This is a genomic window from Rhodococcus sp. JG-3 (genome assembly GCF_000482405.1).
Classification (GTDB): Bacteria; Actinomycetota; Actinomycetes; order Mycobacteriales; family Mycobacteriaceae; genus Rhodococcoides; species Rhodococcoides fascians.
Window position 1 is genome coordinate 2,274,061 of record NZ_KI519398.1, and the last position, 19,862, is coordinate 2,293,922.

Annotated in this window: 19 protein-coding genes; 10 read left to right on the top strand and 9 right to left on the bottom strand. The window is 65.5% G+C overall.

The features are described 5' to 3' along the window. Positions 1-80: 80 nt before the first annotated feature. Positions 81-2,399, bottom strand: coding sequence for a glycosyltransferase (locus K414_RS29600; protein ID WP_237606171.1), 2,319 nt, complete (start codon positions 2,397-2,399; stop codon positions 81-83). Beyond that, the gene (locus K414_RS0112295; protein WP_237606172.1) at positions 2,396-3,478 is read right to left on the bottom strand and encodes a WcbI family polysaccharide biosynthesis putative acetyltransferase; all 1,083 of its coding nucleotides are present in this window, start codon (positions 3,476-3,478) and stop codon (positions 2,396-2,398) included. The genes K414_RS29600 and K414_RS0112295 overlap by 4 nt, the downstream gene beginning before the upstream one ends. A gap of 63 nt (positions 3,479-3,541) precedes the next feature. Here K414_RS0112295 and K414_RS0112300 point away from each other — a divergent pair, with 63 nt between their 5' ends. The 5 genes from K414_RS0112300 to K414_RS0112320 are packed head-to-tail and all read left to right on the top strand — an operon-like array spanning position 3,542 to position 8,605. Continuing rightward, a complete protein-coding gene (locus tag K414_RS0112300; protein ID WP_237606173.1) occupies positions 3,542-4,576 on the top strand; it encodes a glycosyltransferase in 1,035 nt (344 codons plus the stop codon). After that, on the top strand, positions 4,573-5,685 hold the full coding sequence (locus K414_RS0112305; protein ID WP_027496215.1) for a glycosyltransferase: 1,113 nt from the start codon (positions 4,573-4,575) through the stop codon (positions 5,683-5,685). The genes K414_RS0112300 and K414_RS0112305 overlap by 4 nt, the downstream gene beginning before the upstream one ends. After that, positions 5,682-6,701, top strand: coding sequence for a glycosyltransferase (locus K414_RS0112310; protein ID WP_027496216.1), 1,020 nt, complete (start codon positions 5,682-5,684; stop codon positions 6,699-6,701). Before K414_RS0112305 ends, K414_RS0112310 begins: the two co-directional genes overlap by 4 nt. Beyond that, positions 6,698-7,549, top strand: a complete 852-nt coding sequence (locus K414_RS26830; RefSeq protein WP_051365081.1) for a galactosyltransferase-related protein — start codon at positions 6,698-6,700, stop codon at positions 7,547-7,549. Before K414_RS0112310 ends, K414_RS26830 begins: the two co-directional genes overlap by 4 nt. A 33-nt stretch (positions 7,550-7,582) precedes the next feature. After that, positions 7,583-8,605 carry an LLM class flavin-dependent oxidoreductase gene (locus K414_RS0112320; RefSeq protein ID WP_027496217.1) on the top strand — a complete coding sequence of 341 codons (1,023 nt, stop codon included), beginning with the start codon at positions 7,583-7,585 and terminating at the stop codon, positions 8,603-8,605. Between the two features lie 70 nt (positions 8,606-8,675). Here K414_RS0112320 and K414_RS0112325 read toward each other — a convergent pair whose 3' ends face one another. Further along, positions 8,676-9,869, bottom strand: coding sequence for an alpha/beta fold hydrolase (locus tag K414_RS0112325; protein ID WP_027496218.1), 1,194 nt, complete (start codon positions 9,867-9,869; stop codon positions 8,676-8,678). A gap of 353 nt (positions 9,870-10,222) precedes the next feature. On the opposite strand from K414_RS0112325, the gene K414_RS0112335 reads away from it, so the two are divergent. Beyond that, positions 10,223-11,479 (top strand): PucR family transcriptional regulator, encoded by a 1,257-nt coding sequence (locus K414_RS0112335; protein ID WP_027496219.1) that lies wholly within the window; start codon positions 10,223-10,225, stop codon positions 11,477-11,479. Continuing rightward, on the top strand, positions 11,476-12,210 hold the full coding sequence (locus K414_RS26835; RefSeq protein WP_237606174.1) for an EAL domain-containing protein: 735 nt from the start codon (positions 11,476-11,478) through the stop codon (positions 12,208-12,210). The genes K414_RS0112335 and K414_RS26835 overlap by 4 nt, the downstream gene beginning before the upstream one ends. A 62-nt stretch (positions 12,211-12,272) precedes the next feature. On the opposite strand, the gene K414_RS0112345 is transcribed toward K414_RS26835, so the two are convergent. After that, positions 12,273-12,470 (bottom strand): CsbD family protein, encoded by a 198-nt coding sequence (locus K414_RS0112345; RefSeq protein WP_027496220.1) that lies wholly within the window; start codon positions 12,468-12,470, stop codon positions 12,273-12,275. Between the two features lie 118 nt (positions 12,471-12,588). Here K414_RS0112345 and K414_RS0112350 point away from each other — a divergent pair, with 118 nt between their 5' ends. After that, positions 12,589-13,050 (top strand): hypothetical protein, encoded by a 462-nt coding sequence (locus K414_RS0112350; RefSeq protein ID WP_027496221.1) that lies wholly within the window; start codon positions 12,589-12,591, stop codon positions 13,048-13,050. A gap of 73 nt (positions 13,051-13,123) precedes the next feature. Here K414_RS0112350 and K414_RS0112355 read toward each other — a convergent pair whose 3' ends face one another. From K414_RS0112355 to K414_RS0112370, 4 genes are all read right to left on the bottom strand, one after another. Beyond that, positions 13,124-13,672 carry a DNA starvation/stationary phase protection protein gene (locus K414_RS0112355; protein WP_027496222.1) on the bottom strand — a complete coding sequence of 183 codons (549 nt, stop codon included), beginning with the start codon at positions 13,670-13,672 and terminating at the stop codon, positions 13,124-13,126. A 79-nt stretch (positions 13,673-13,751) separates the two neighbouring features. Then, a complete protein-coding gene (locus K414_RS0112360; protein WP_027496223.1) occupies positions 13,752-14,816 on the bottom strand; it encodes a TerC family protein in 1,065 nt (354 codons plus the stop codon). Continuing rightward, complete coding sequence (locus K414_RS29385; RefSeq protein WP_202595063.1) at positions 14,813-14,968, bottom strand: hypothetical protein; 156 nt, start codon at positions 14,966-14,968, stop codon at positions 14,813-14,815. The genes K414_RS0112360 and K414_RS29385 overlap by 4 nt, the downstream gene beginning before the upstream one ends. A 160-nt stretch (positions 14,969-15,128) precedes the next feature. Then, positions 15,129-16,343: a helix-turn-helix domain-containing protein gene (locus K414_RS0112370; RefSeq protein ID WP_027496224.1), complete on the bottom strand. Its 1,215-nt coding sequence runs from the start codon at positions 16,341-16,343 to the stop codon at positions 15,129-15,131. 215 nt (positions 16,344-16,558) lie between these two features. Here K414_RS0112370 and K414_RS0112375 point away from each other — a divergent pair, with 215 nt between their 5' ends. Both K414_RS0112375 and K414_RS0112380 read left to right on the top strand, forming a co-directional pair. Further along, on the top strand, positions 16,559-17,998 hold the full coding sequence (locus K414_RS0112375) for an amino acid permease (RefSeq protein WP_027496225.1): 1,440 nt from the start codon (positions 16,559-16,561) through the stop codon (positions 17,996-17,998). Next, positions 17,995-18,894: a universal stress protein gene (locus K414_RS0112380; protein ID WP_027496226.1), complete on the top strand. Its 900-nt coding sequence runs from the start codon at positions 17,995-17,997 to the stop codon at positions 18,892-18,894. Before K414_RS0112375 ends, K414_RS0112380 begins: the two co-directional genes overlap by 4 nt. A 7-nt stretch (positions 18,895-18,901) precedes the next feature. Here K414_RS0112380 and speB read toward each other — a convergent pair whose 3' ends face one another. After that, positions 18,902-19,861 carry an agmatinase gene (gene speB, locus K414_RS0112385; RefSeq protein WP_027496227.1) on the bottom strand — a complete coding sequence of 320 codons (960 nt, stop codon included), beginning with the start codon at positions 19,859-19,861 and terminating at the stop codon, positions 18,902-18,904. Position 19,862: the final 1 nt, after the last annotated feature.

A 19,862-nucleotide genomic window follows, 5' to 3' on the forward strand; every position in this document is an offset into this window, starting at 1 on the left:
TGCTTTCGTCTGCCGCCGACTTACATTCTCCCACTGGCCGTACCCGATTCGGTCGAGTCGACACCGGAACCACCCCACAGTCACCACGCGAGTTTCGGTTGAACCTCGCCCGCGAAGAGCCCGAACTCCGCGCCTGTCCGATGCATGTGCCCGAACAGGGCCTCCGCGAGGTCCTCGGAAGCCGTTCCCATCGTCGACGACCACCGTCGAGCGCGACAGCTCGACCGAGACGTGCGCAGCTCGACCGTGCCCGAGTTGCCCACGTCGACCGTCAGCCGATCCGCTCCTGTCTCCACGAGACGACGAAGTGCGCCGGCACCGAACAGGACGAGGCCGCGCACCTCGAGCACCGCGTGAGAACGTGCGGTGTCTCCCGGAAGACCCACCTGGATGCGGCAGTCGGCGTCGCCCCACTGCCGCCGTAATTCTTCGGCACCGGGTCCGTGAATCCACACTCGACAATCAGGATGCCTCAGGACCGAGCCGACGGTCTCGAGGAGGGACGCAGCGCTGTGCCCGGTGGTATCGACAACCGCGACGATCTCCGGCAGCGCGAAGATCAGACCCTGGGTACGCGCCGCAGGGTCGGTGATGCGGGAGGCCAGCATCAACGCTTCGGCATTCTTTCGCTCTCGGTCTCCGCCCGTGCGTTCGGCCCAGTCGGGCCCGTCGTGCCAGGCGACTGCTCGCGGCCGATGGGCCAGGACGGCACCTGCGGCGTAGGCCCGATGCGCGAATTCCCAGTCTTCTCCGCCGTACCCGACGAACGTCGGGTCGAACCCGCCGAGTTCCTCGAACAACGTTCGGCTGCAAGACATCACGGCACTGATGACGTATCGGTACGAACGACGGTCCGCGTCCAGAAGATCTCGCGAGCCGGCGTAGCCGTCACGAAGCCATGGGGGCTCGGTGAACTCCGTGGGGCCCGCAGATCGGCCGTCGAACCAGGTGCCGATGTCCGCGGGCGTCCACCCGCCGAAATCGGCATGTCGACGCCTACCCACCGTCACCGCATCGGGAAGGGCCACGATCAGGCGTACCGATTCCTCGATGTAATCGGGTTCGGGCACGGTGTCGGCGTCGAGGAAGCAGAGGATGTCTCCGCGCGCTGCGGACGCACCGAGATTGCGTGCGGCGGCGGCCCGGAATCCGAGATCCGGTTGGAGCACGACGGTGATGTCGAGAGCCGAGCCGAATTCCTCCACGTTCGGTTCCTCGGGAGATCCGTCGTCGGCGACGATCACCTGGATGCGGGACGCGGGCCAGGTCTGCGCGGTCAACGCTGTCAGAACCAGGTCGAGCTGGTGCTGCTGCCGGAAGTAGGGAATCACGACCGACACTCGGGGCGTGTCGGATGCGGTCGGTGCCAGATCCCACCGATTGTGCGGAACCACCGAGCGGCCATCGGGCAGCGCGATGGACGGTAGAGCCATACCTTCTCGGAACAGGGAGCTGTACAGGTCGGCCGCCTGGGCAGGCGATGGATACGGTGCCGAGTCGGGAGCCTGCCATGTCTTCTCGGGTCGGCGTAACGCTTCTGCCATGGCCTCGGCCAGGCCCTCCACTGTGTCCTCGTGAATCCACAGCGCATCGGGCGAATTGACGGCCATCTCGTCGACGTATCGACCACGAGGGACCAGAGGACGACGGCCCGCCGCGATCCAGGTGTTGATCGAACCGGATGCCGATACATGCCGGTGGAAAGCAACCGGGACAGCAATGGACCGCAACCGGCCGCCCAGTTCGGCATCGGGCACGAAGCCGGTCGTCGAAAACGGCCTGCCCAGATGCCGGGCAGTCACGCGTAGTTCGTCGAGCACGTCCTCGTGTCCGGCCGACGCGGCCCCGACGATCTCGACCCCGACGTCGGTGTCCAGTGCAGACATGGCACCGAGTACTTCGCTGTGTCCCTTCCCCGGATAGACGAACCCGAGAATCCCGACGACTCGCCGGGAGACGACGTCGTCGGATCGTAGTGCCGGGCGGTCTATCGGTAGGGGAATGACCCGGATGTCGGGTCGGCTGTCGAGTATGTCCTCGAGAAGCAGTCGCTCGTGCACACTCGACACCACGACCGTTGCAGCGCAGTCGATCACTCGGCGGTAGCAGTCGGTGCGTGCCGCAAACGCGGAGCCGTCCGAGATCTGGGGTACGTCGTGCAGCGTAACGGTGATGCGGGCTCGATGCTGCTGTGCCAGTGCGCCAATGGCATCGGCTGCCTCGTGCGCGGTACGTCCGAACAGCCGGTCGGTGAAGTGAATGTGGACGAGAGTGTCGGGCGGTAGTCGGTCGGGAGCGGTCACCACGGGACTCGCTGTGGCGGCAGCCATGTCGCGGGCGCACCGGACGACTCCGTGGTCCGGTGGGCCGACCACGAGATGATGCACGGGTGCGATCACGGCGTCGTCTGCAGGATTCGCAGGAGCTCGGAGTGGCGGGCCAGTGCGGCGTCGACGAACTGGGGATGTGCCGCATACCAATCGAGGTGCGCGCGGTGTACGACATCGCTGGACACGTCGGAACCGTCGACCGTCCAGTCTGGGCGAGCATCACCGGGGAAGCCGAGGGCGTCCAGTACCCGGCGTTCGACGGGCGCTCGCACACCGCCGAGCAGTTCTCTCCCTGGATCACCCACAGTGCAGGCGGTGTCGAGGTGGTCCAGGATCCGCTGCGCGAGTGCAGTCAACACCACGTTGGTCGGATGGTTGATCGTATGAGTGGCACGGCTTCCCGCACCCTGGAACAGGTCGGACGCAGCGATGTCGGTGTCGCGGCTCTCGCGTAGTCGTAGCTCGTCCAGGCTCGCCTGCGCGGCATCACGAAAGCCGGCGTCGGATACCGGGAGGTCCCAGTTCTCGCCGGACCGCACGCCACGCTCGAAGGCCACAATCGTCCGCAGATCGTGGTACGGAACGAGATCCGGAACGGCCGCTGGATCGCTCGGATGCCGAACTATGACCTGAAAAGGATGCAGCGCAGCGTATCTCAGCACGGGCCAACGAAGTACCACCGCGTGCGGCGGGAGTGCTCGTGTCAGATCGGGGACCCCGAGCGGCAAATCCCGATAACCCTCCCGCACAGGTTGAGTCAGCAGTACCGAGGTCTGCCGGACCAATCGATCGACGTGCGGCAGATCGGCGGATTCGAGTTCGTGTACCGGCGGGATTCGTACCGTCCGAAACGGCAACGCCGCATCCGAGCTCAGCAGAATGCGCATCGCCTCGGCCTGGCAGTTACCCCAGACGAGCAACAGGGGGCGATCGTCGACGGGTGTACGTGGCGCGGCCTCGAGCCCCGATATTCCGTAGAAATCGCCGTAGTGGCGAGTACGCCCGTCCATGTCTGCCCCGACGTCGTGTGAGTGCGTGTGTTCGACCATTCTTCTGGTCAACGTAGCCCCGCCGAACCTGCGACGCCAACCGCGATTGAACTCGGTACGAAGTGGGTACAGACCCATGCGCGTGTCGGGAACAGGCACGATTCGTCTGACCTGTACCCGAAGGAATTCATGATTCGTATTGCGTCCGTACCCTCCTCTCACGTGTACGTACAGCACGTGCAGCCGGTGCCCGACGGCTCCGGTAACTCGGTGGTGCTGTTGCCCGATCCGACGCCGGTTCGCGTCGATGTGCCGGGCCAGTGGTGGCCGCCTCGTCTCCTCGACGCCGGGTGGTTGGCCGAGCAACCCGATTCGAGCTTCGACGTTCTGCACGTGCACTTCGGCTTCGAGTCCTTCTCACCGGAAGACTTGACCCGCACGGTCGAGTACTTGAGGGCCCATCGCAAGCCCCTGGTGCTCACGGTCCACGACGCGCACAATCCCCACTTCCCGGACAACACCGGTCATCTGGAGCAGCTGGACGTGTTGATACGTAGTGCCGATGCCGTGATCACCCTTACCGAGGGAGCAGCTGCGTGGATAGCCGATCGGTGGAACGTGCATGCGACGGTGATCGAGCACCCACACGTGGTGCCTCTCGAGAGAATGAACGTCCCACGCCCGGTGTCGGACTCGTTCGTCATCGGAGTCCACGCCAAGAACCTGCGAGCGAACATCGACCCGCTTGCGGTGATGGACGCCGTCGTCGAGGCGGCTCGATCGCTACCGGCTGCGACGGTGCGGTTGGACATCGACGAGGACGTGTTCGACACGGCCGGCCACTGGTACGACCCGACCGTCGGCGCGAAGTTGCTGGACTACAACAGTTTCCCCGACGTCGATGTGCGGGTGCACGCCCGATTCGACGACGAGCAACTGTGGGACTACCTGTCTTCGATCGACGTCTCGGTGTTGCCGTATCGGTTCGGAACACATTCGGGTTGGCTCGAGGCATGTCGGGATCTGGGAACGGCCGTCGTCGCGTCCGATTGCGGCTTCTATGCCGACCAAGCGCCGATTCACAGTTTCGTCATGAACACCGACTCGTTCGATCCCGCCACGTTGGTGGCAGCCGTGCAGGCGGCCCACGCCGATCGGACCACAGCGCTCGACGCCGCAACCCGGGCCGAGCAGAGACAACGAATCGCAGCGACCCACGCTGGGATCTACGCAGCAGTGACAAAGGAGATGCGTTGAACGAGAAGCCACTTCGCATCGCGGTGCTGGCGTCATCGAGTTTTCCGGTGGCACAGCCTTTCGCGGGCGGTCTGGAGGCACACGTCTACAATCTGGTGCGGGCGCTGACCGAGCGTGGGCACCACGTCAGTCTGTTCGCCGCAGACGGATCGAGCGTCGATCTGGATGCCACGATGTTGCCGGTCCGAACGCTGGATCTGACACCGATTGCCCTCGCCGATCTCGCGGTCACCCCCACTGCGGTTCGCGAGCACCACGCATACCTCGCCGTGATGATGGAACTGGCCGGTGCGCTGTCGAACTCGTTCGACATCGTGCACAACCACAGCCTGCACTACCTGCCGTTGGCTATGTCCGCCACACTGCCGGTGCCGATGGTGACCACTCTGCACACGCCGCCGTTCGCGTGGCTGGAGTCGGCTGTTGCCCTGGCTCCGTTCGGTGCCAACACTTTTGCTGCTGTCAGTGCGTTCGCAGCCGAACAATGGGCCGACGTCGCGACCGGGACGATCGTCATCCGGAACGGGATCTCGCTGCAGGACTGGCCGTTCGGTGCGGGCGGCGACTACGTGGTGTGGTCCGGACGGTTGGTTCCCGAGAAGGGATTGCACCTGGCCATCGCCGCCGCGAAGCTCGCCGGCCGGTCGCTACGCATCGCCGGACCCATCAGCAACCTCGAATACTTCCACGGTGTCGTCGAACCCCTGCTCGACGATCGAGTCCGGTACGTCGGACACCTCGATCAGCCAGCTCTCGCCGCGCTGGTGGCCGGTGCCGAGGTCGCGCTGGTGTCGCCGGTGTGGTCCGAGCCGTACGGTCTGGTGGTCGCCGAAGCTCTGGCCTGCGGTACCCCGGTGGCGGCGTTCGCCCGCGGAGGGATACCCGAGATCATCGACGCCTCGTCCGGAGTGTTGGTACCCGCCGACGATGTGGCCGGGCTGGCCGCCGCCATTCCCGCCGCGGCAGCGTTGAACAGGCACGACGCGCGGGCGCGCGCCGAGCAGGTGTGTTCGGTGGACCGGATGGTCGACGAGTACGAGGAGCTGTACCGATCGACCCTCGAGTCCGCATCGGCACCGGAGTCCGCCCACGGTCTCGCGATTGCATGATCGGCTACTACGCACACCACCACGGGGTAGGCCACGTCACTCGGTCCGACGCGATTGCGCGCCGCCTGGGTGAGCCGATCACGGTGCTGTCCTCGCGGGCGCGGCCTCCGGAACATGCTGCAGCGGAATGGATCGCACTCCCGCTGGATGTGAACGACACCGTGGGCGAGGCAGCCGCCGACGACATCTCGGCGGGGGGAGTGGTGCACTGGGCACCCCACGACGTCGACGGACTGACCGCACGGATGGCGATCATTGCCGACTGGGTTGCGCGTGAGCGACCGCGGGCAGTGGTCGTCGATGTGTCCGTGGAAGTGGCGATGTTTCTGCGGCTGATGGGTGTCCGGGTGATCGTCATGGCGATTCCGGGACACCGGGCCGATCCCGTCCACGCGATGGCCTACCGCGCGGCGACGCACATTCTCGCACCGTGGTCACGCAGTGTGTACGACCCGGCATGGTTGCATCCGTACGCCGCAAAGACGACGTACTCGGGCTCGATCAGCCGGTTCGCCGGACGAGCCCGAACGGAGGGCTCGAACACTGCGGCCACCGAAGGCCCGGTTGTCGTACTGGGCGCGGCGGGTGGCACCTCGTTGACCCGTGAACTGGTGGACTCGTGGTCCGCCGCGGACGACCGGTTCGACTTCCGCACACTCGGAGTGGCGGGCGGCGACTGGGTGGACGACGTGTGGCCGGTGCTGTGCTCAGCGGCCCTCGTGGTGACCAACGCCGGGCAGAACGCCGTGGCCGACGTCGCCGCGTCGGGCACACCGGCCATCGTGGTTCCGCAAGCCCGGCCGTTCGACGAGCAGGCTGCCACCGCGCACGCACTGGCGGCCGGATCCATCGCCGCGGTGCTCGACGAGTGGCCCTCGGTCGATCGGTGGCGACGCGCTGCCGACTGCGCCCTGGGCATCGGCGGACGGACATGGTCGCTGCTCGGTACCGACGGCGCACCCGATCGGGCGGCTCGCGCGATCGAGCAGGCTGCGTCCGGGACGGCTCGACGATGAAAGTGGTTGTCGTGACCGTGGTCTCGGGTCGTCACGATCATCTCGCCGCGCAGATTCGCGGGTTGGCCGAGTCCACCGACCGGCCCGTCGAGCACATCGTGGTCGCCATGGGCGATGACGACATTGCAGACGTGGTCGCCCGAACCGGCTCTGCGGCAACGGTTCTCGACATGGATGCGCAGACCCCGCTGCCGGTGGCGCGAGCGCGTAACCTCGGGGCAGCCGCTGCCCTCGATCGGGGTGCCGAGCTGGTGGTGTTCCTCGACGTGGATTGCATACCCGCCCCGGAGATGCTCGACAGGTATCGCCGCGCCGCGCTGCGCCCCGACAGTCGGCGAACTCTGTTGTGCGGACCGGTGACCTACCTGAAACCCGACAGCGTCGGGCTCGAAGGTGACGCTCTGATCCCGCTCACCGCGCCGCATCCGGCTCGACCGAATCCGCCCGCGGGCGCAGTGGAACCCGGACACGATTTCGACCTGTTCTGGTCGTTGTCCTTCGCCGTGCACGCCGACACGTGGAGCGAGATCGGCGGCTTCTGCGAGGACTACACCGGGTACGGGGGCGAGGACACGGATTTCGCGGCCACGGCCCGCGCGTCGGGCATCGGGTTGCGGTGGGTGGGCGGCGCTCACGCGTACCACCAGTTCCACCCCGTGTCCGATCCTCCGGTGGAACATCTCGACGACATCGTCGTCAACGCTCGGATTTTCTTCCGCCGGTGGGGCCGGTGGCCGATGGTCGGATGGCTCGAAGCGTTCGCGTCCCGCGGCCTGCTCGAATGCGGCGGCACCGAGATTCGTCGTCTCACCGCCGCTGTTCACGACACCGACGACGGTGTGAATTAGGCTGGCCGGACTTTCACGAAACGAGGTCCAGACGTGCCCGAACCATCCAGGCCCCTGCGTTCGCTCGGATTTCTGACCATCGGGCTCTTCGACGAGAACACACCCGAGGTCGGCCACGAATCGACGCTGCGCATCATCGAACTCGGGGAGCGGCTGGGATTCGACAGTGCGTGGCTTCGTCATCGTCACCTGCAGTTCGGTATCTCGTCTCCCATCGCGGTCATGGCCGCCGCGTCGCAACGTACCGACCGCATCATGCTCGGTACTGCGGTGACGCCGTTGGGTTGGGAGAACCCGTTGCGTCTCGCCGAGGACCTGGCCACGGTGGATGTGCTGTCCGGTGGGCGCGTCAACGCGGGAATCAGTGTGGGACAACCGATGCACTTCGATCGCGTCGCACACTCGTTGTATCCCGACACCGCCGAGGACGAGGACTTCGGCTACGACCGAGTCTCGCGGCTGCTTCGGTTCGTAGCCGGTGAACCTGCGTCCACGTGGTCGGGGACCGAGGGAATCGAAGCGTATTCCGAACGGGTACAACCGCATTCGCGTGGTCTACGGGACCGAATGTGGTACGGCGGGGCCAGTCTCCGTTCTGCGCAGTGGGCAGGGGAGAACGCGATGAATCTTCTGGTGAGCAGTGTGGTGCGCGCCGAGGACTCGACGGATTTCGATGCGATCCAGCGCGCGCACATCGCGCGGTTCCGCGAGGCTCACCCGGCCGGGGCCGACGCGCGGGTCTCCCAGGGGCTGGTGGTCATCCCCACCGACAGTGCTTCCGCCGCGCAGAAGCGCAAGTACGAGGACTACGTTCACGCGCGTACTGCACGGACCGGAGCACCGCAGGGGCCGGCTCGGATGATGTTCGCACCGGACCTCGTGGGTACCTCGGACGAGATCGCGGAGCAGTTGTACGCCAATCGATCTTTTCGTGAGGTCGACGAGGTGGCGTTCGCGCTGCCGTTCAGCTTCGACCACGAGGACTACGTGCAGATCCTGACCGACACGGCGCAGAAGCTCGGTCCGGCGCTGGGGTGGACTCCAGCACAGAACTGACCCGGACTTCCGCCGAGGGCGATCGGCCCGATCGGCCGATCGCCCTCGGCGGAACAGAGGTACCGGTGTCCTACTGGCCCGTGATGGGCGAGTTGTAGGCACACGGGATCGACTTCGCGGGGAAGCCCTTCGGATCCAGTGCGTTCTTGACGATGCCGATCGCGCGCGGTGAGACGGAGATCGACAGGTGGTCCGACAGGTCGATGCCGCAGCCGTCCTGCAGGGTGACGTTGTTGACGGTGGCACCGGGGCCTGCGGTGAGGAACGTCGTCTTGTACGGGGTGACGACCTCGTCGTACTTGGTGCCGATCACGGTGTACTTGATGCCGGGGTCGGTGTCACCGCCGACGGCCAGTCCCTTGACGAGTGGCGAGTCGATCACCTGGTCCGAGGCTGCCGGCCCGGCGATGGCACCGACGACTCCCAGGACGTTGAGTCCCAGGTTGTTGATGGTGCGCCCCAGAGTTCCGATGCCGACGAGGGTGGTGCCGTGATTCGATCCGGCGACGCTGACGACCGTGTTCACTTTGTTCTTGGTCGGGTCTGTCGGATTGGCACCGCCCTCGAAACGGAGGTACTGACGGGTGACGAGCCCACCCTGGGAGTGGCCGACGATGTCGACCTGCGCAGAGCCCGTGGCCGTCCGCACAGCGTCGACGTAGGTGGCGATCTCCTTTGCGTTGGACGCGACCGATGCGGTACCGCGAAGCGACGGGAGATTGCCGACGACACTGGAGTCCCCGTCTCCGTAGTTGAGCGCGAAGATGCAGTAGCCCTCCTTCTTCAGGGCAGGCGACATGCGCGCGAAGTTGTTGTACGCGTTCTCCCAGGTGCCGTGCAGGAGGACGACCGGGCGGGGGTGCGCGGCGGTGGGCTTGCAGTTCCAATCGTTGGCACCTTGGGGTGCGACGTTGGGGTTGACGATGCTGTAGAGGAATCCGGCCAGGAAGTTCTTCTGATCGGGCCCGTATCCGGTGGTCTCGGTCCGTGGGTCGTACGTCGCGGTGGCGGGGGCAGCCGAATCGATGCTCGGTGCCGTGATGCCCTGATCCGAGGCCTTCGGGTATGCGCCGGTCGGCCCCGGCGGAACAACGGTGTTGCCCTGCACGGTTGCGGGCGGTGCCGGTACCGGGACGGGTGCCGGCTGAGCCTGTGCTGCGAAACCGGAACCGAGGGCAACGGAGCATGCCATTGCAGCAATCATCGCAGCGCGGACTGTGGTGGCCTTCCTCGTTGCACGGAAGGTGGACCGAGAAGTGGTCATGGAGCCTGACTTTCGACGAGGGTCAAGTGGACAAGTCGGAACTGTAGGCCCGGATTCCGGCCCGGAACGTGCGCCGCATCACGTTTGGAAACCGACCGCACGTGACCGTTCATTCGTGATGGGGCGTCACAAATGACGACGAACCGGACGCTAATGCGGATTTGTTGCCGGGTTCACGGTCCAAAACAATCCCCAGGTTTTATTTGTGCACTATGGTTCGAGTGTCTTCACCCCGGCCGACGGTTCGGCCGGGGAAGGACGGTTCGATACCGAGGCAGGGGCGTTGTGGGCAGACATCGGCCGCCTGAAGGACATGACCTGACGCGGGTTTCGAGTACGAGGGGTGGGGTTCGGTGACTGCAACAGACAGTGTGGACACGGCGCAGGAGCAGTACGCAGGTGGTCGACGTGCATCGGACCGCTTGCGGACGCCCCGGGAGACTGCCGCGCGAATGCTGAACCGGTATTTCGTCGATCCGGAGGACGTACCGCCGCCGCGCGACTGTGCACGGGGCGAGCTCGACGACATGGCGACCACCTGCAGCGAACTGGCTGCAGGGGTCCGCGATTCCGGTCGACTACCGGTCGCGGGGGCCATGGACACCTTCCGGGACGCCGCAACGCGGTGGGCCCGCGACGGAGTGCCACTCGGCCGAATTCAGCACGCGATCAACGAGGGCTGCGCGCTGGGTCTACGGGCTGCCGAGTCAGCGGTGAACCGGGAGGCAGGCGCGGCGGGTGATGACCGGACGATCCTGATCATGGAGCTTCTGAACGTGGTCACCGAGGCGGTGTCCGACGCTTATCTCACCGAGTTCCGCACGTTGGCGCAGAACGGTCCACGGCACGACGTCGAATTGCTCGACGCTCTGTTGACCGGCGACGGCACTGCCCGCAGGATCGCCGATCGGATGGGTGCGCTGCTAGCCGAGGAGTATCACGTCGTGGCCCTGCACTTTCCGGCGCATGCCGACGAAGGGGGTAGGCGCGGCGATGCGGCGATGATGGCCGCACGGAAGCTGCGGAGAATTCACGCGGCCCTGGCAGCGCACAACGGAGACATCGCCCCCATCGCATCCATCAGTGCGACGGGCGGAACGGTACTGCTGCCCGACGTTCCAGGTGCCGACGTCGACGAACTGGTCGAGCGGCTTGCCGACGCCGGTCAGGTCGCAGTGACGGCGACGACCGGGTCGGCAGCGATCGACGACATCTCGGTGACTGCGCCGCACCTGTACGAGCTCTTGAGCCTGGTCCGCAGGCTGCATTACACGCCGGACACCTACCGCATCTCGGATCTGGTGTTCGAGTACCAGGTGAGCCGGCCCGGACTCGGTCGAAAGCACCTCGTGACTCTGATCGATCCGCTACGTGACTCGGTCGACCTTCTTCCGACGCTGCAAGCCTTCGTGGACTCCGATTCCAACAGGAAGAAGACAGCCACGTGGCTGACGGTGCATCCCAACACCGTCGACTACCGCCTCAAGCGGGTGGATCAACTCACCGGTCTCGATCCGATGAAACCGTCGGGGTTGCGGCGACTGCACGCAGCACTGATCGCCGATCGCCTCGAGGCACGCCGAACCCCGGTGGACGAGCGATCACTGTGACCGTCTCGGACGGCGCGGTGCTGGCAGCGTCCGCGGCGCTCGAGTCGGTGGATTCGGTGGCGGCGCTGTTTCAGCCGGTTGTCGAACTGTCGACGGGACATGTCGTCGGCTACGAAGCCCTCGCTCGGTGGCCGTCGCCGAGCAGCGCACTTCCCGAGGACGTTTTTGCTCTGGCCCGTGAACGGGGACTCGTCGGCCGAGTGGATGTGGCCTGCCGCGCGGCAGCTCTGCGGGCGGCGAGGGAACGTGCCTACTCCCGCAGGGTGCGGTTCTTCCTCAACATCGAACCGGGTTGCTTCCGTGACGAGCAGGACGTCGACATGCACCTCGACGCCATCGGCGACGATCTCGACGTGGTCCTCGAGATCACCGAGCGTGATCTGGATCGGAACGTTCCGTTGCTGATGGCCCTCGTCCGCGGCGCGCGCGCACGCGGGATGGGGGTGGCCATGGACGACGTCGGAGCGACACCGGCAACCCTGGATCTACTGGCGCTGGTGGCACCGGACATCGTCAAGCTCGACGCGTCGATCGTGCGAGCTCCGCTGCGATCCCGACCGGCAATGCGACAGGTTCACGCCTACGTTCGGTCGAGCAATGCGATCGTGCTGGCGGAAGGCATCGAGACGCGTCGACATCTGCGGCGCGCGAGAGCACTCGGTGCCAGCTTGGGGCAGGGATGGATGTTCGGGCGGCCACTGCCGCTGCCGAATCCGACAGAAGGCCTATGACAGAGAAGAACCCCGCACCCGAGCCGTGAAGGCTGGGTGCGGGGTTCTGCTGCATCGATGGATCAGTTCGTGAACTTGTCCTTGATGTTGCCGGCTGCGTCCGAGACGTCGTCGCCGACCTGCTTGGTCTTGCCCGACGCCTGGTCCTTTGCGCCTTCGGCAGCAAGGTCGTCGTTGTCGGTCTTGTGGCCGATCTTTTCCTTGGCTTCGCCCACGAGCTCTTCTGCCTTGTGCTTTGCCTTGTCGATGAAATCAGCCATGTGAACTCCTCGAAATCGATTGTGCTGCTCGTGCATGGGAGCTATACCCGAGATCGCGGTCGGTAATCATCGGACTCCCGGCCGTGTTGCCGGCATGGGATGCGGGTACGTGCCGTTCATGACTGCACAGACGAACGACCCACATTCGCATGAGACGCCGGCACCGGAGCACCGCCGCCCCGACGGAGTGGACGACGATACCGTGGCAGCCACGGGCAAACTGTCCGAGGCACTCGAATACGTCGAGCGCGCACGCGGCCACCTGTACTCGTTCCATCAGCTGATGGGACACGCGGATCTGCTGCTCGGGGAGGCCTCCGACGCGTTGTCGGACGCCGGGCACGACGCGTTGGCACAGCGACTCGAGACCGACATGATCGGCCGCAACATCGCTCAGGGGCGGTGGACGTTCCAGCTCGTCGAAGAGTTCGACGACGGGTATTGGACGGTACTTCGTGATCACGAGCGGGCGGTCCGGAACGAGCTGCTCGACGGACGTCGGCACGTCTTCGAGGCCGAGATGAAAGAACAGCGACGAACGCACGGTCGCAGCGGCCACGAGGCGCGTCCGACGGAGTGATCTGGTTCTGTCACAACGAAAGCACCGGCCTCGCCGTGATCGGCGAGACCGGTGCTTCGGGTAGAAATGTTTGTCAGCCGGCTTGCTTCGCAGCGTCGACTTCGCTGGTCGCGCTTGCGGTGGAGAGCTGACCACCGGAGTTCTCCAGGTGCGCGCGGACGAACCAGTGGAACAGTTCGAGCTGGGCGCTCTGGCCGATGAGCATGTCCTCGGTGATCGGATCGATCTCGCCGACCTCTTCGATGTTCTTACGGGTGGTCTCGATGACCCCGGTGTACACCAGATCGAGAGCGCCGAGGTGCTCGATCGCCGTCGCCCGGCCGATCGAGTAATCGTCCCAGGAACGTTCCTTGACGATGGTGCCCGGCGTTCCCTTCGCAGAGGAGCCGAGGGTCGCGATGCGCTCGGCGACCTCGTCGGCGAAGCCGCGCACGGCCTCGACCTGAGGATCGAGCATTTCGTGGACAGAGATGAAGTTCGGTCCGACCACATTCCAGTGAATGTGCTTGAGCGTGAGATGGAGGTCGTTGTAGGCGTTCAGGCGATCCTGCAGGATCGCTGCGACGCGCGCGCCCACGTCCGACGAGAGTCCGGGAACGGTGTACGAGTTCTTGTCAGCCATGACGACGGTTTGCCCCATCACAGCGAAGTACAAACATGCCCCGCCGGATCGATTCCGGCGGGGCATGTGTCGTGCGGAACTACTTGTCGAGTCGAGGCGAATCGGTACCCGACGTACCCGTCGACGAGGTGCCGGCGGTGGAGGTTCCGTCCGTCGGATCGACGATCGGACTGTCGGCTGCAGCCTTGTCGACCGCGTCGGCGCTGTCTTCCTCCGGGGGATTCTTCAGGCTCAGGATGATCGAGCCTGCCAGGACCACGACGATGACCACCAGGCTGACGAAGGACGGGATCTCGGGGATCGACGTGCTGATCACCTTGTGCCCGGCCTGCAGGATCAGCTTGACGCCGATGAAGGCGAGGATGATCGCCAGTCCCTTGGACAGGTAGTGGAACTTCTCGAGCAACCCTGCGAGCAGGAAGTACAGGGCACGCAGGCCGAGGATCGCGAACGCGTTCGAGGAATACACGATGAACGGGTCGTCGGTCACTGCCAGAACGGCAGGAACACTGTCGACCGCGAAGACCAGGTCGGCGGCCTCGATCGCCACCACGACGGCGAGCAGTGGCGTGGCCACCCGCTTGCCTGCTTCCTTGACGAAGAACTTGGTACCGGAGTACTCGTCCTGAACGGGGACGATCTTCTTGAGCAAGCGCACTGCAATGGAGGTGCCGGGGTCGTACGAGTCGTCCTCGTCCTTCATCAGCTTGTACGCGCTGTAGAGCAGGATGGCGGCGAAGACGAACAGAACCGCGGCGAACTTGCTGACGATGGCCACACCGGCGGCCAGGAAGATGGCACGGAAGACCAGGGCGCCGATGACACCGAAGAACAACACGCGGTGCTGGTACTCACGGGGGACCTTGAAGTAGCCGAAGATCAGCGCGAAGACGAAGAGGTTGTCGACCGACAGACTCTTCTCCAGCAACCATGCCGTCGTGTACTCGACTCCGGCCGTTGTTCCCAGCGTGAAGAACACCACGATGCCGAAGATGATGGCTACGCCTACCCACAGTGCGCTCCACCACGCGGCCTCCTTGAAGCCGATGATGTGCGCGCCGCGGTGCGCCAGCAGGTCGATGGCCAGCAGGATCAGGACGACGGCACCGAATGCGGCCCACGCCCACCATGGGACGACGTTCATGAACGTCCACCCTTACTGGTGAACTTCGTGCCCAATTGCTTCAACTTCGCCTGATTCTCGGGCTTGGTTGCATATCGGCGCGCTCGGTCGATCATCTGTTTGCCCTGAGGGCTGCGAGCGAACGCGGTCAACTTCTGTGTCAACGACGACATCTGTCCTGCTCCTTACGTTCTCGTTCGATCGGTATGTGGGGCGGTTCGACCGCAACTACTCCAGTCTGACTGTTTGCTTTACTGCAGGCAGGGTTGTTTTGCGGACATGTTTCAGCAGACTTTCTTGCCGACTTCCGGCAATCTTGGCCTCAGGTGCGATTCAGGAGTGCAGGCCGGATCGCGGCCAGTCGAGCAACATCGCGCCGAGTACTGCCGTGTGCAGCGCAAATGCCTCGACGGGATTGCCCACATCTTGCCCGGTCAAATCTCTTATTCGCGACAATCTGTACGTGACGGCGCGCACTGACAGATGCATCCGGCGTGCGGTGGACGCCGAGTTCGCGCCGGTCTCGAAGTACACCTGCAATGTTTCCAGCAGTGGGCCTGCTCCGCCCCGAGCGCTCGTCAACGGGGTCAGCAACGTCTCGACCAGATCGGCGATCGCGGCGCGATCACTGATCAGAACGCGATAGACGAGCAGATCACGGGCGTCGACGACGGGTGTGTCGAGCCCCAGCGAGGACGCCAGCTCGAGCGCGTCCAGGGCGTCTCGGTACGACGCCGCCACGCCGACTGCGCCGCTGCGTGGGCGACCGACTCCGAGCTGTATCCGTCCGTATTCGCCGCGACGGCGCAGGTCGACCGTATCGCTCGGGCCGGCTGCAGACGCACCGAGGACTCGTCCCACACGGGTGAGCACGTGGTCGACGGCCTCGCGATCGGGTGCCGGAAACACCACGATCAGCCGACCCTGCTTGGTGGCGACGAGGAGATCGGCGTCCCCTTTGCTGCCCTGCACGCTGCGTTCGACCAGCCCGATGGCCGACGTCGCGTCGGTGAACGGAGTCGTGGACGTGACCACGGCGACTGCGTGCGGACTCGACAGATCCAGCCCGAACGTCTGCGCACGTCCCAGGACACCGGCGACATCGGCCGTTCCGGAGAGCAGATCGTCCACGAACTCGCGGCGTGCCAATACCTCCACGCGAACCAGGGTCCGCCGGGCGAGCTGAAAGCCTTCGGCGAGTTCGGCCGCGGCGTCGTCGACGGCTCGAAGCATGACCTCGCCCGCGGTGACGACCCCGGCCGGGTCTGCTGCGGCGGCCTGCACGGCGGGCAACTCGCGCCACAATCGCCACGCCGCCGACAGGTAGAGGTCGAGCAACGCGCGCAGAGCCACACCCGCTCGGGCTGCTTCGTCGCCGTGTACGCGGCACTCCCGAAGTTGCTTCCGGGTGAGCGGAACACCTGCGTCCACCGCATCGGTCACGACGTCGAGAAAGTTCCCCAGGAACGCGACGTCCAGGCCGCCTGCGTCCGAGGCCGCTTGCGCGGCCACCGCGTCGAGCGGTGTCGCGTCCGGCTGTGTGGCCATGTGTTCGAGGGTCTCCCATCCGAGTCGAGGTCAATGGTAGGCGGCGCTCACACCGACACCGGCTCGACGACGAGCTCGTGGACCGCGCGGCGTGTTCGGTGTGCGACCGGGTGGCTCGGGGAGCAGAATCACCGAAATCGCCTCGCGTCGGCTGCTGTACCGCCCGCGGCACGGTTCGGTCCGCACCGTTCGTCTTCACGTTGGGAGTCTCGACCATGACATCGTCGAACGGACCCGCATCGGGTCTGCGCTCGCAGTTGTTCCGCAAGAAACCGATCGCAGAGCCGGACCAGCAGCCCGGTGGTCTGGAACGCACCATCGGGACGTTCCAACTGACGATGTTCGGAGTGGGAGCGACCATCGGCACCGGCATCTTCTTCGTGCTCTCGCTCGCCGTTCCCGAAGCCGGTCCAGCCGTGGTCCTGTCGTTCCTGGCCGCAGGAATTGCCGCCGGGCTCGCCGCTATCTGTTACGCCGAAATGGCCTCGGCGGTGCCGGTCTCGGGATCGACGTACTCATACGCATACGTGACGATGGGGGAGGTGGTCGCGATGGGTGTTGCGGCCTGCCTGCTGCTGGAGTACGGGGTGTCGAGTGCCGCGGTCGCGGTCGGCTGGAGCGGATACCTCAACGAACTTCTCGGTAACCTCTTCGGCTTCACCATCCCGCACGCGTTGTCCGCGGCACCGGGTGACGCCGATCCGGGAATCCTGAACTTGCCCGCCGTCGTGCTGATCGTTCTGTGCGCCGTCTTGCTCATTCGCGGTGCGAGCGAGTCCGCAGCGGTGAACGCAGTCATGGTCGTCATCAAGCTGGGCGTGCTCGCGCTGTTCGCCGTCGTCGGATTCACCGCCTTCGATTCCGGCAACTTCTCGGACTTCATGCCGCTCGGAGCGGCAGGTGTCACCGCGGCGGCCGGCACCATCTTCTTCTCGTTCATCGGTCTCGACGCCGTCTCGACAGCCGGGGACGAGGTGAAGAATCCACAGAAAACCATGCCGCGAGCCATCATTGCCGCACTCGTCGTGGTGATCGTCTTCTACCTCGTCGTTGCGGTCGCGGCGTTGGGCACACAGCCGTGGACAGCATTCGCCGGGCAGGAAGAAGCCGGGTTGGCCGAGATTCTCCGAAATGTGACCGGACGGGCATGGCCGGCCACGATTCTGGCGGCGGGCGCGGTGATCTCGATCTTCTCGGTGACTCTGGTGACGATGTACGGGCAGACGCGCATTCTGTTCGCCATGGGCCGAGACGGGATGCTGCCCAAGGCGTTCGCGAAGGTCAGTCCCCGGACTCACACCCCCGTCAACAACACGATCGTCGTCGCGGTGATCATCTCGATCCTCGCCGCGTTCGTTCCGCTGGACAAGTTGGCCGATCTGGTGTCGATCGGAACGCTCGTCGCGTTCATCGTCGTGGCGATCGGTGTGATCGTCCTGCGCCGGACGATGCCCGACCTCGAGCGTCCGTTCAAGGTGCCGGGCTACCCGGTGACACCGATCCTGTCCATCGCCGCGTGCATCTACATCCTGTCCGGCTTGCGGTGGACCACATGGTTCTGGTTCGGGCTCTGGCTCGCCGTGGTTCTCGCGTTCTACTTCCTGTGGGGTCGGCATCATTCGGCGCTTCGATCGGTCGGAAAGGACGCAGAATGAGCGTGCTGATCGCGTTCGCGCCCGGCAAGGGAAGTGTCGGTGCCCTCGATCTCGGTGCGCAACTGGCCCGATCCCTGACCACGAACATCGACGTGGCAACCGTGGTTCCCAAGCCGTGGTCGACGCCGTCGATGGCCCGGGTCGACGCCGAGTTCGCGGACTGGGCGGCGTCGACGGCCACCGAGTCGGAGGCGAAAGCCCGCCACTACTTGGAGGAACGCGCACCCGATGTCGCCGCGTCGTTCCACCGGATGTCGCACCGCTCGGTGTCCACTGCATTGACCGAGGCCGCGGAGACCACCGGGGCGTCGATCCTGGTTCTGGGTTCCTCGGGGGACGGTGCTCTCGGGCAAGTCGTCGTCGGTTCCACCGCGGACAAGTTGCTCCATTCCTCGCCGGTCACCGTCGCGTTGGCCCCGCGCGGCTACCGCATTCGAGATCGGGCCGTCCTGACGCGGATCACGTGCGCGTTCTCGGGCGACAGTGAGGCCACCCGCGTCGTCGGGCCCACAGCGGAGTTGGCCCGCGACACCGGTGTGCCACTTCGCTTGGCCTCGTTCGTCGTTCGCGGGGCAACGATGTATCCGCCCGAGATCGGGCTGCGAGCCGAGGACGACGTAGCGGCCGAGCTCGCCCGAGGACTGAGCGAGGCGCTGACCGCGGCAGTGGACGACGCTGTCGCGGTGGGGTTACCGGCCGACCGCGTCGACACCGAGTTGGCCACCGCGGGCAGTTGGCGAGAAGCACTCGACGAACTGCACTGGCAGGACGGCGAAGTGCTGACCATCGGGTCGTCCGGGCCGTTGGGTCCGATCGCCCGAGTGTTTCTCGGTTCACGGGCAACGAAGATCATCCGCCACTCGCCCGTACCGATTCTGGTGTTGCCGCGCCGGTAAGTGCCCGCTACCGGTTCAGCGCCAGCACCGACAGCAACTCGTACGCGACATGGGCCGCCGCGATGCCGGTGATCTCGGCGTGGTCGTATGCGGGCGCGACTTCCACGATGTCGGCACCGACCACGTTCAGCCCGACTAGACCGCGCAGCGTGTTGAGCAACTCGCGCGAGGTCATCCCGCCGGCCTCGGGTGTGCCGGTGCCCGGAGCGTGCGCGGGATCGAGAACGTCGATGTCGACCGAGACGTAGACCGGGCCACCGTCGAGGCGACGACGCATCCGCTCGACGATGCTGGCCACGCCGTCGACCTCGTAGTCGTCGGAACGAATCACCTGGAAGCCGAGCACCCGGTCGTCCTCGAGGTCCTGCTCACTGTAGAGAGGGCCGCGGATACCGATGTGCTGGGAGCGTTCGAGGTCGATGAGCCCTTCCTCGCTCGCCCGCCGAAACGGCGTCCCGTGTGTGTACGGCGCACCGAAATACGTATCCCAGGTATCGAGGTGGGCGTCGAAGTGCAACACCGCAATCGGCCCGTGATCACGCGCGAGCGAACGCAGGATCGGGAGCGCGATGGTGTGGTCGCCGCCGAGAGTCAGCACCGAAGAGCCGTCGGCACGCAGGTCCGTCACGGCATCGTGCACGGTCTGCAGCGCTTCGGTGATGTCGAACGGATTGACCCCGATGTCGCCGAAGTCGGCTACCTGTTGGCGTGCGAACGGCGAGACCTGCAGGGCAGGGTTGTACGGCCGCAACAGTTTCGACGCCGCACGGATGTGGCCGGGTCCGAAGCGCGCACCCGGCCGGTAGCTCACCCCCGAATCGAACGGCACGCCGAGAATCGTCACGTCTGCCCGCGACACCTCGTCGAGCCGGGGGAGTCGCGCGAATGTCGTCGGTTCGGCGTAACGGGGGACCTTGGTGGCGTCGAGCGGGCCGACCGGGGTGTGTTCCGGGTTGTTCGCATTCATC

What these genes read in the sequence shown, in the direction of transcription:
- K414_RS0112310 (WP_027496216.1), top strand. Translation starts at nt 5,682, where the DNA reads ATGATCGGCTACTACGCACACCACCACGGGGTAGGCCACGTCACTCGG.
- K414_RS26830 (WP_051365081.1), top strand. Translation starts at nt 6,698, where the DNA reads ATGAAAGTGGTTGTCGTGACCGTGGTCTCGGGTCGTCACGATCATCTC.
- K414_RS0112325 (WP_027496218.1), bottom strand. Translation starts at nt 9,869, where the DNA reads ATGACCACTTCTCGGTCCACCTTCCGTGCAACGAGGAAGGCCACCACA.
- K414_RS0112345 (WP_027496220.1), bottom strand. Translation starts at nt 12,470, where the DNA reads ATGGCTGATTTCATCGACAAGGCAAAGCACAAGGCAGAAGAGCTCGTG.
- K414_RS0112350 (WP_027496221.1), top strand. Translation starts at nt 12,589, where the DNA reads ATGACTGCACAGACGAACGACCCACATTCGCATGAGACGCCGGCACCG.
- K414_RS0112355 (WP_027496222.1), bottom strand. Translation starts at nt 13,672, where the DNA reads ATGGCTGACAAGAACTCGTACACCGTTCCCGGACTCTCGTCGGACGTG.
- K414_RS0112360 (WP_027496223.1), bottom strand. Translation starts at nt 14,816, where the DNA reads ATGAACGTCGTCCCATGGTGGGCGTGGGCCGCATTCGGTGCCGTCGTC.
- K414_RS29385 (WP_202595063.1), bottom strand. Translation starts at nt 14,968, where the DNA reads ATGTCGTCGTTGACACAGAAGTTGACCGCGTTCGCTCGCAGCCCTCAG.
- K414_RS0112370 (WP_027496224.1), bottom strand. Translation starts at nt 16,343, where the DNA reads ATGGCCACACAGCCGGACGCGACACCGCTCGACGCGGTGGCCGCGCAA.
- K414_RS0112375 (WP_027496225.1), top strand. Translation starts at nt 16,559, where the DNA reads ATGACATCGTCGAACGGACCCGCATCGGGTCTGCGCTCGCAGTTGTTC.
- K414_RS0112380 (WP_027496226.1), top strand. Translation starts at nt 17,995, where the DNA reads ATGAGCGTGCTGATCGCGTTCGCGCCCGGCAAGGGAAGTGTCGGTGCC.
- speB (WP_027496227.1), bottom strand. Translation starts at nt 19,861, where the DNA reads ATGAATGCGAACAACCCGGAACACACCCCGGTCGGCCCGCTCGACGCC.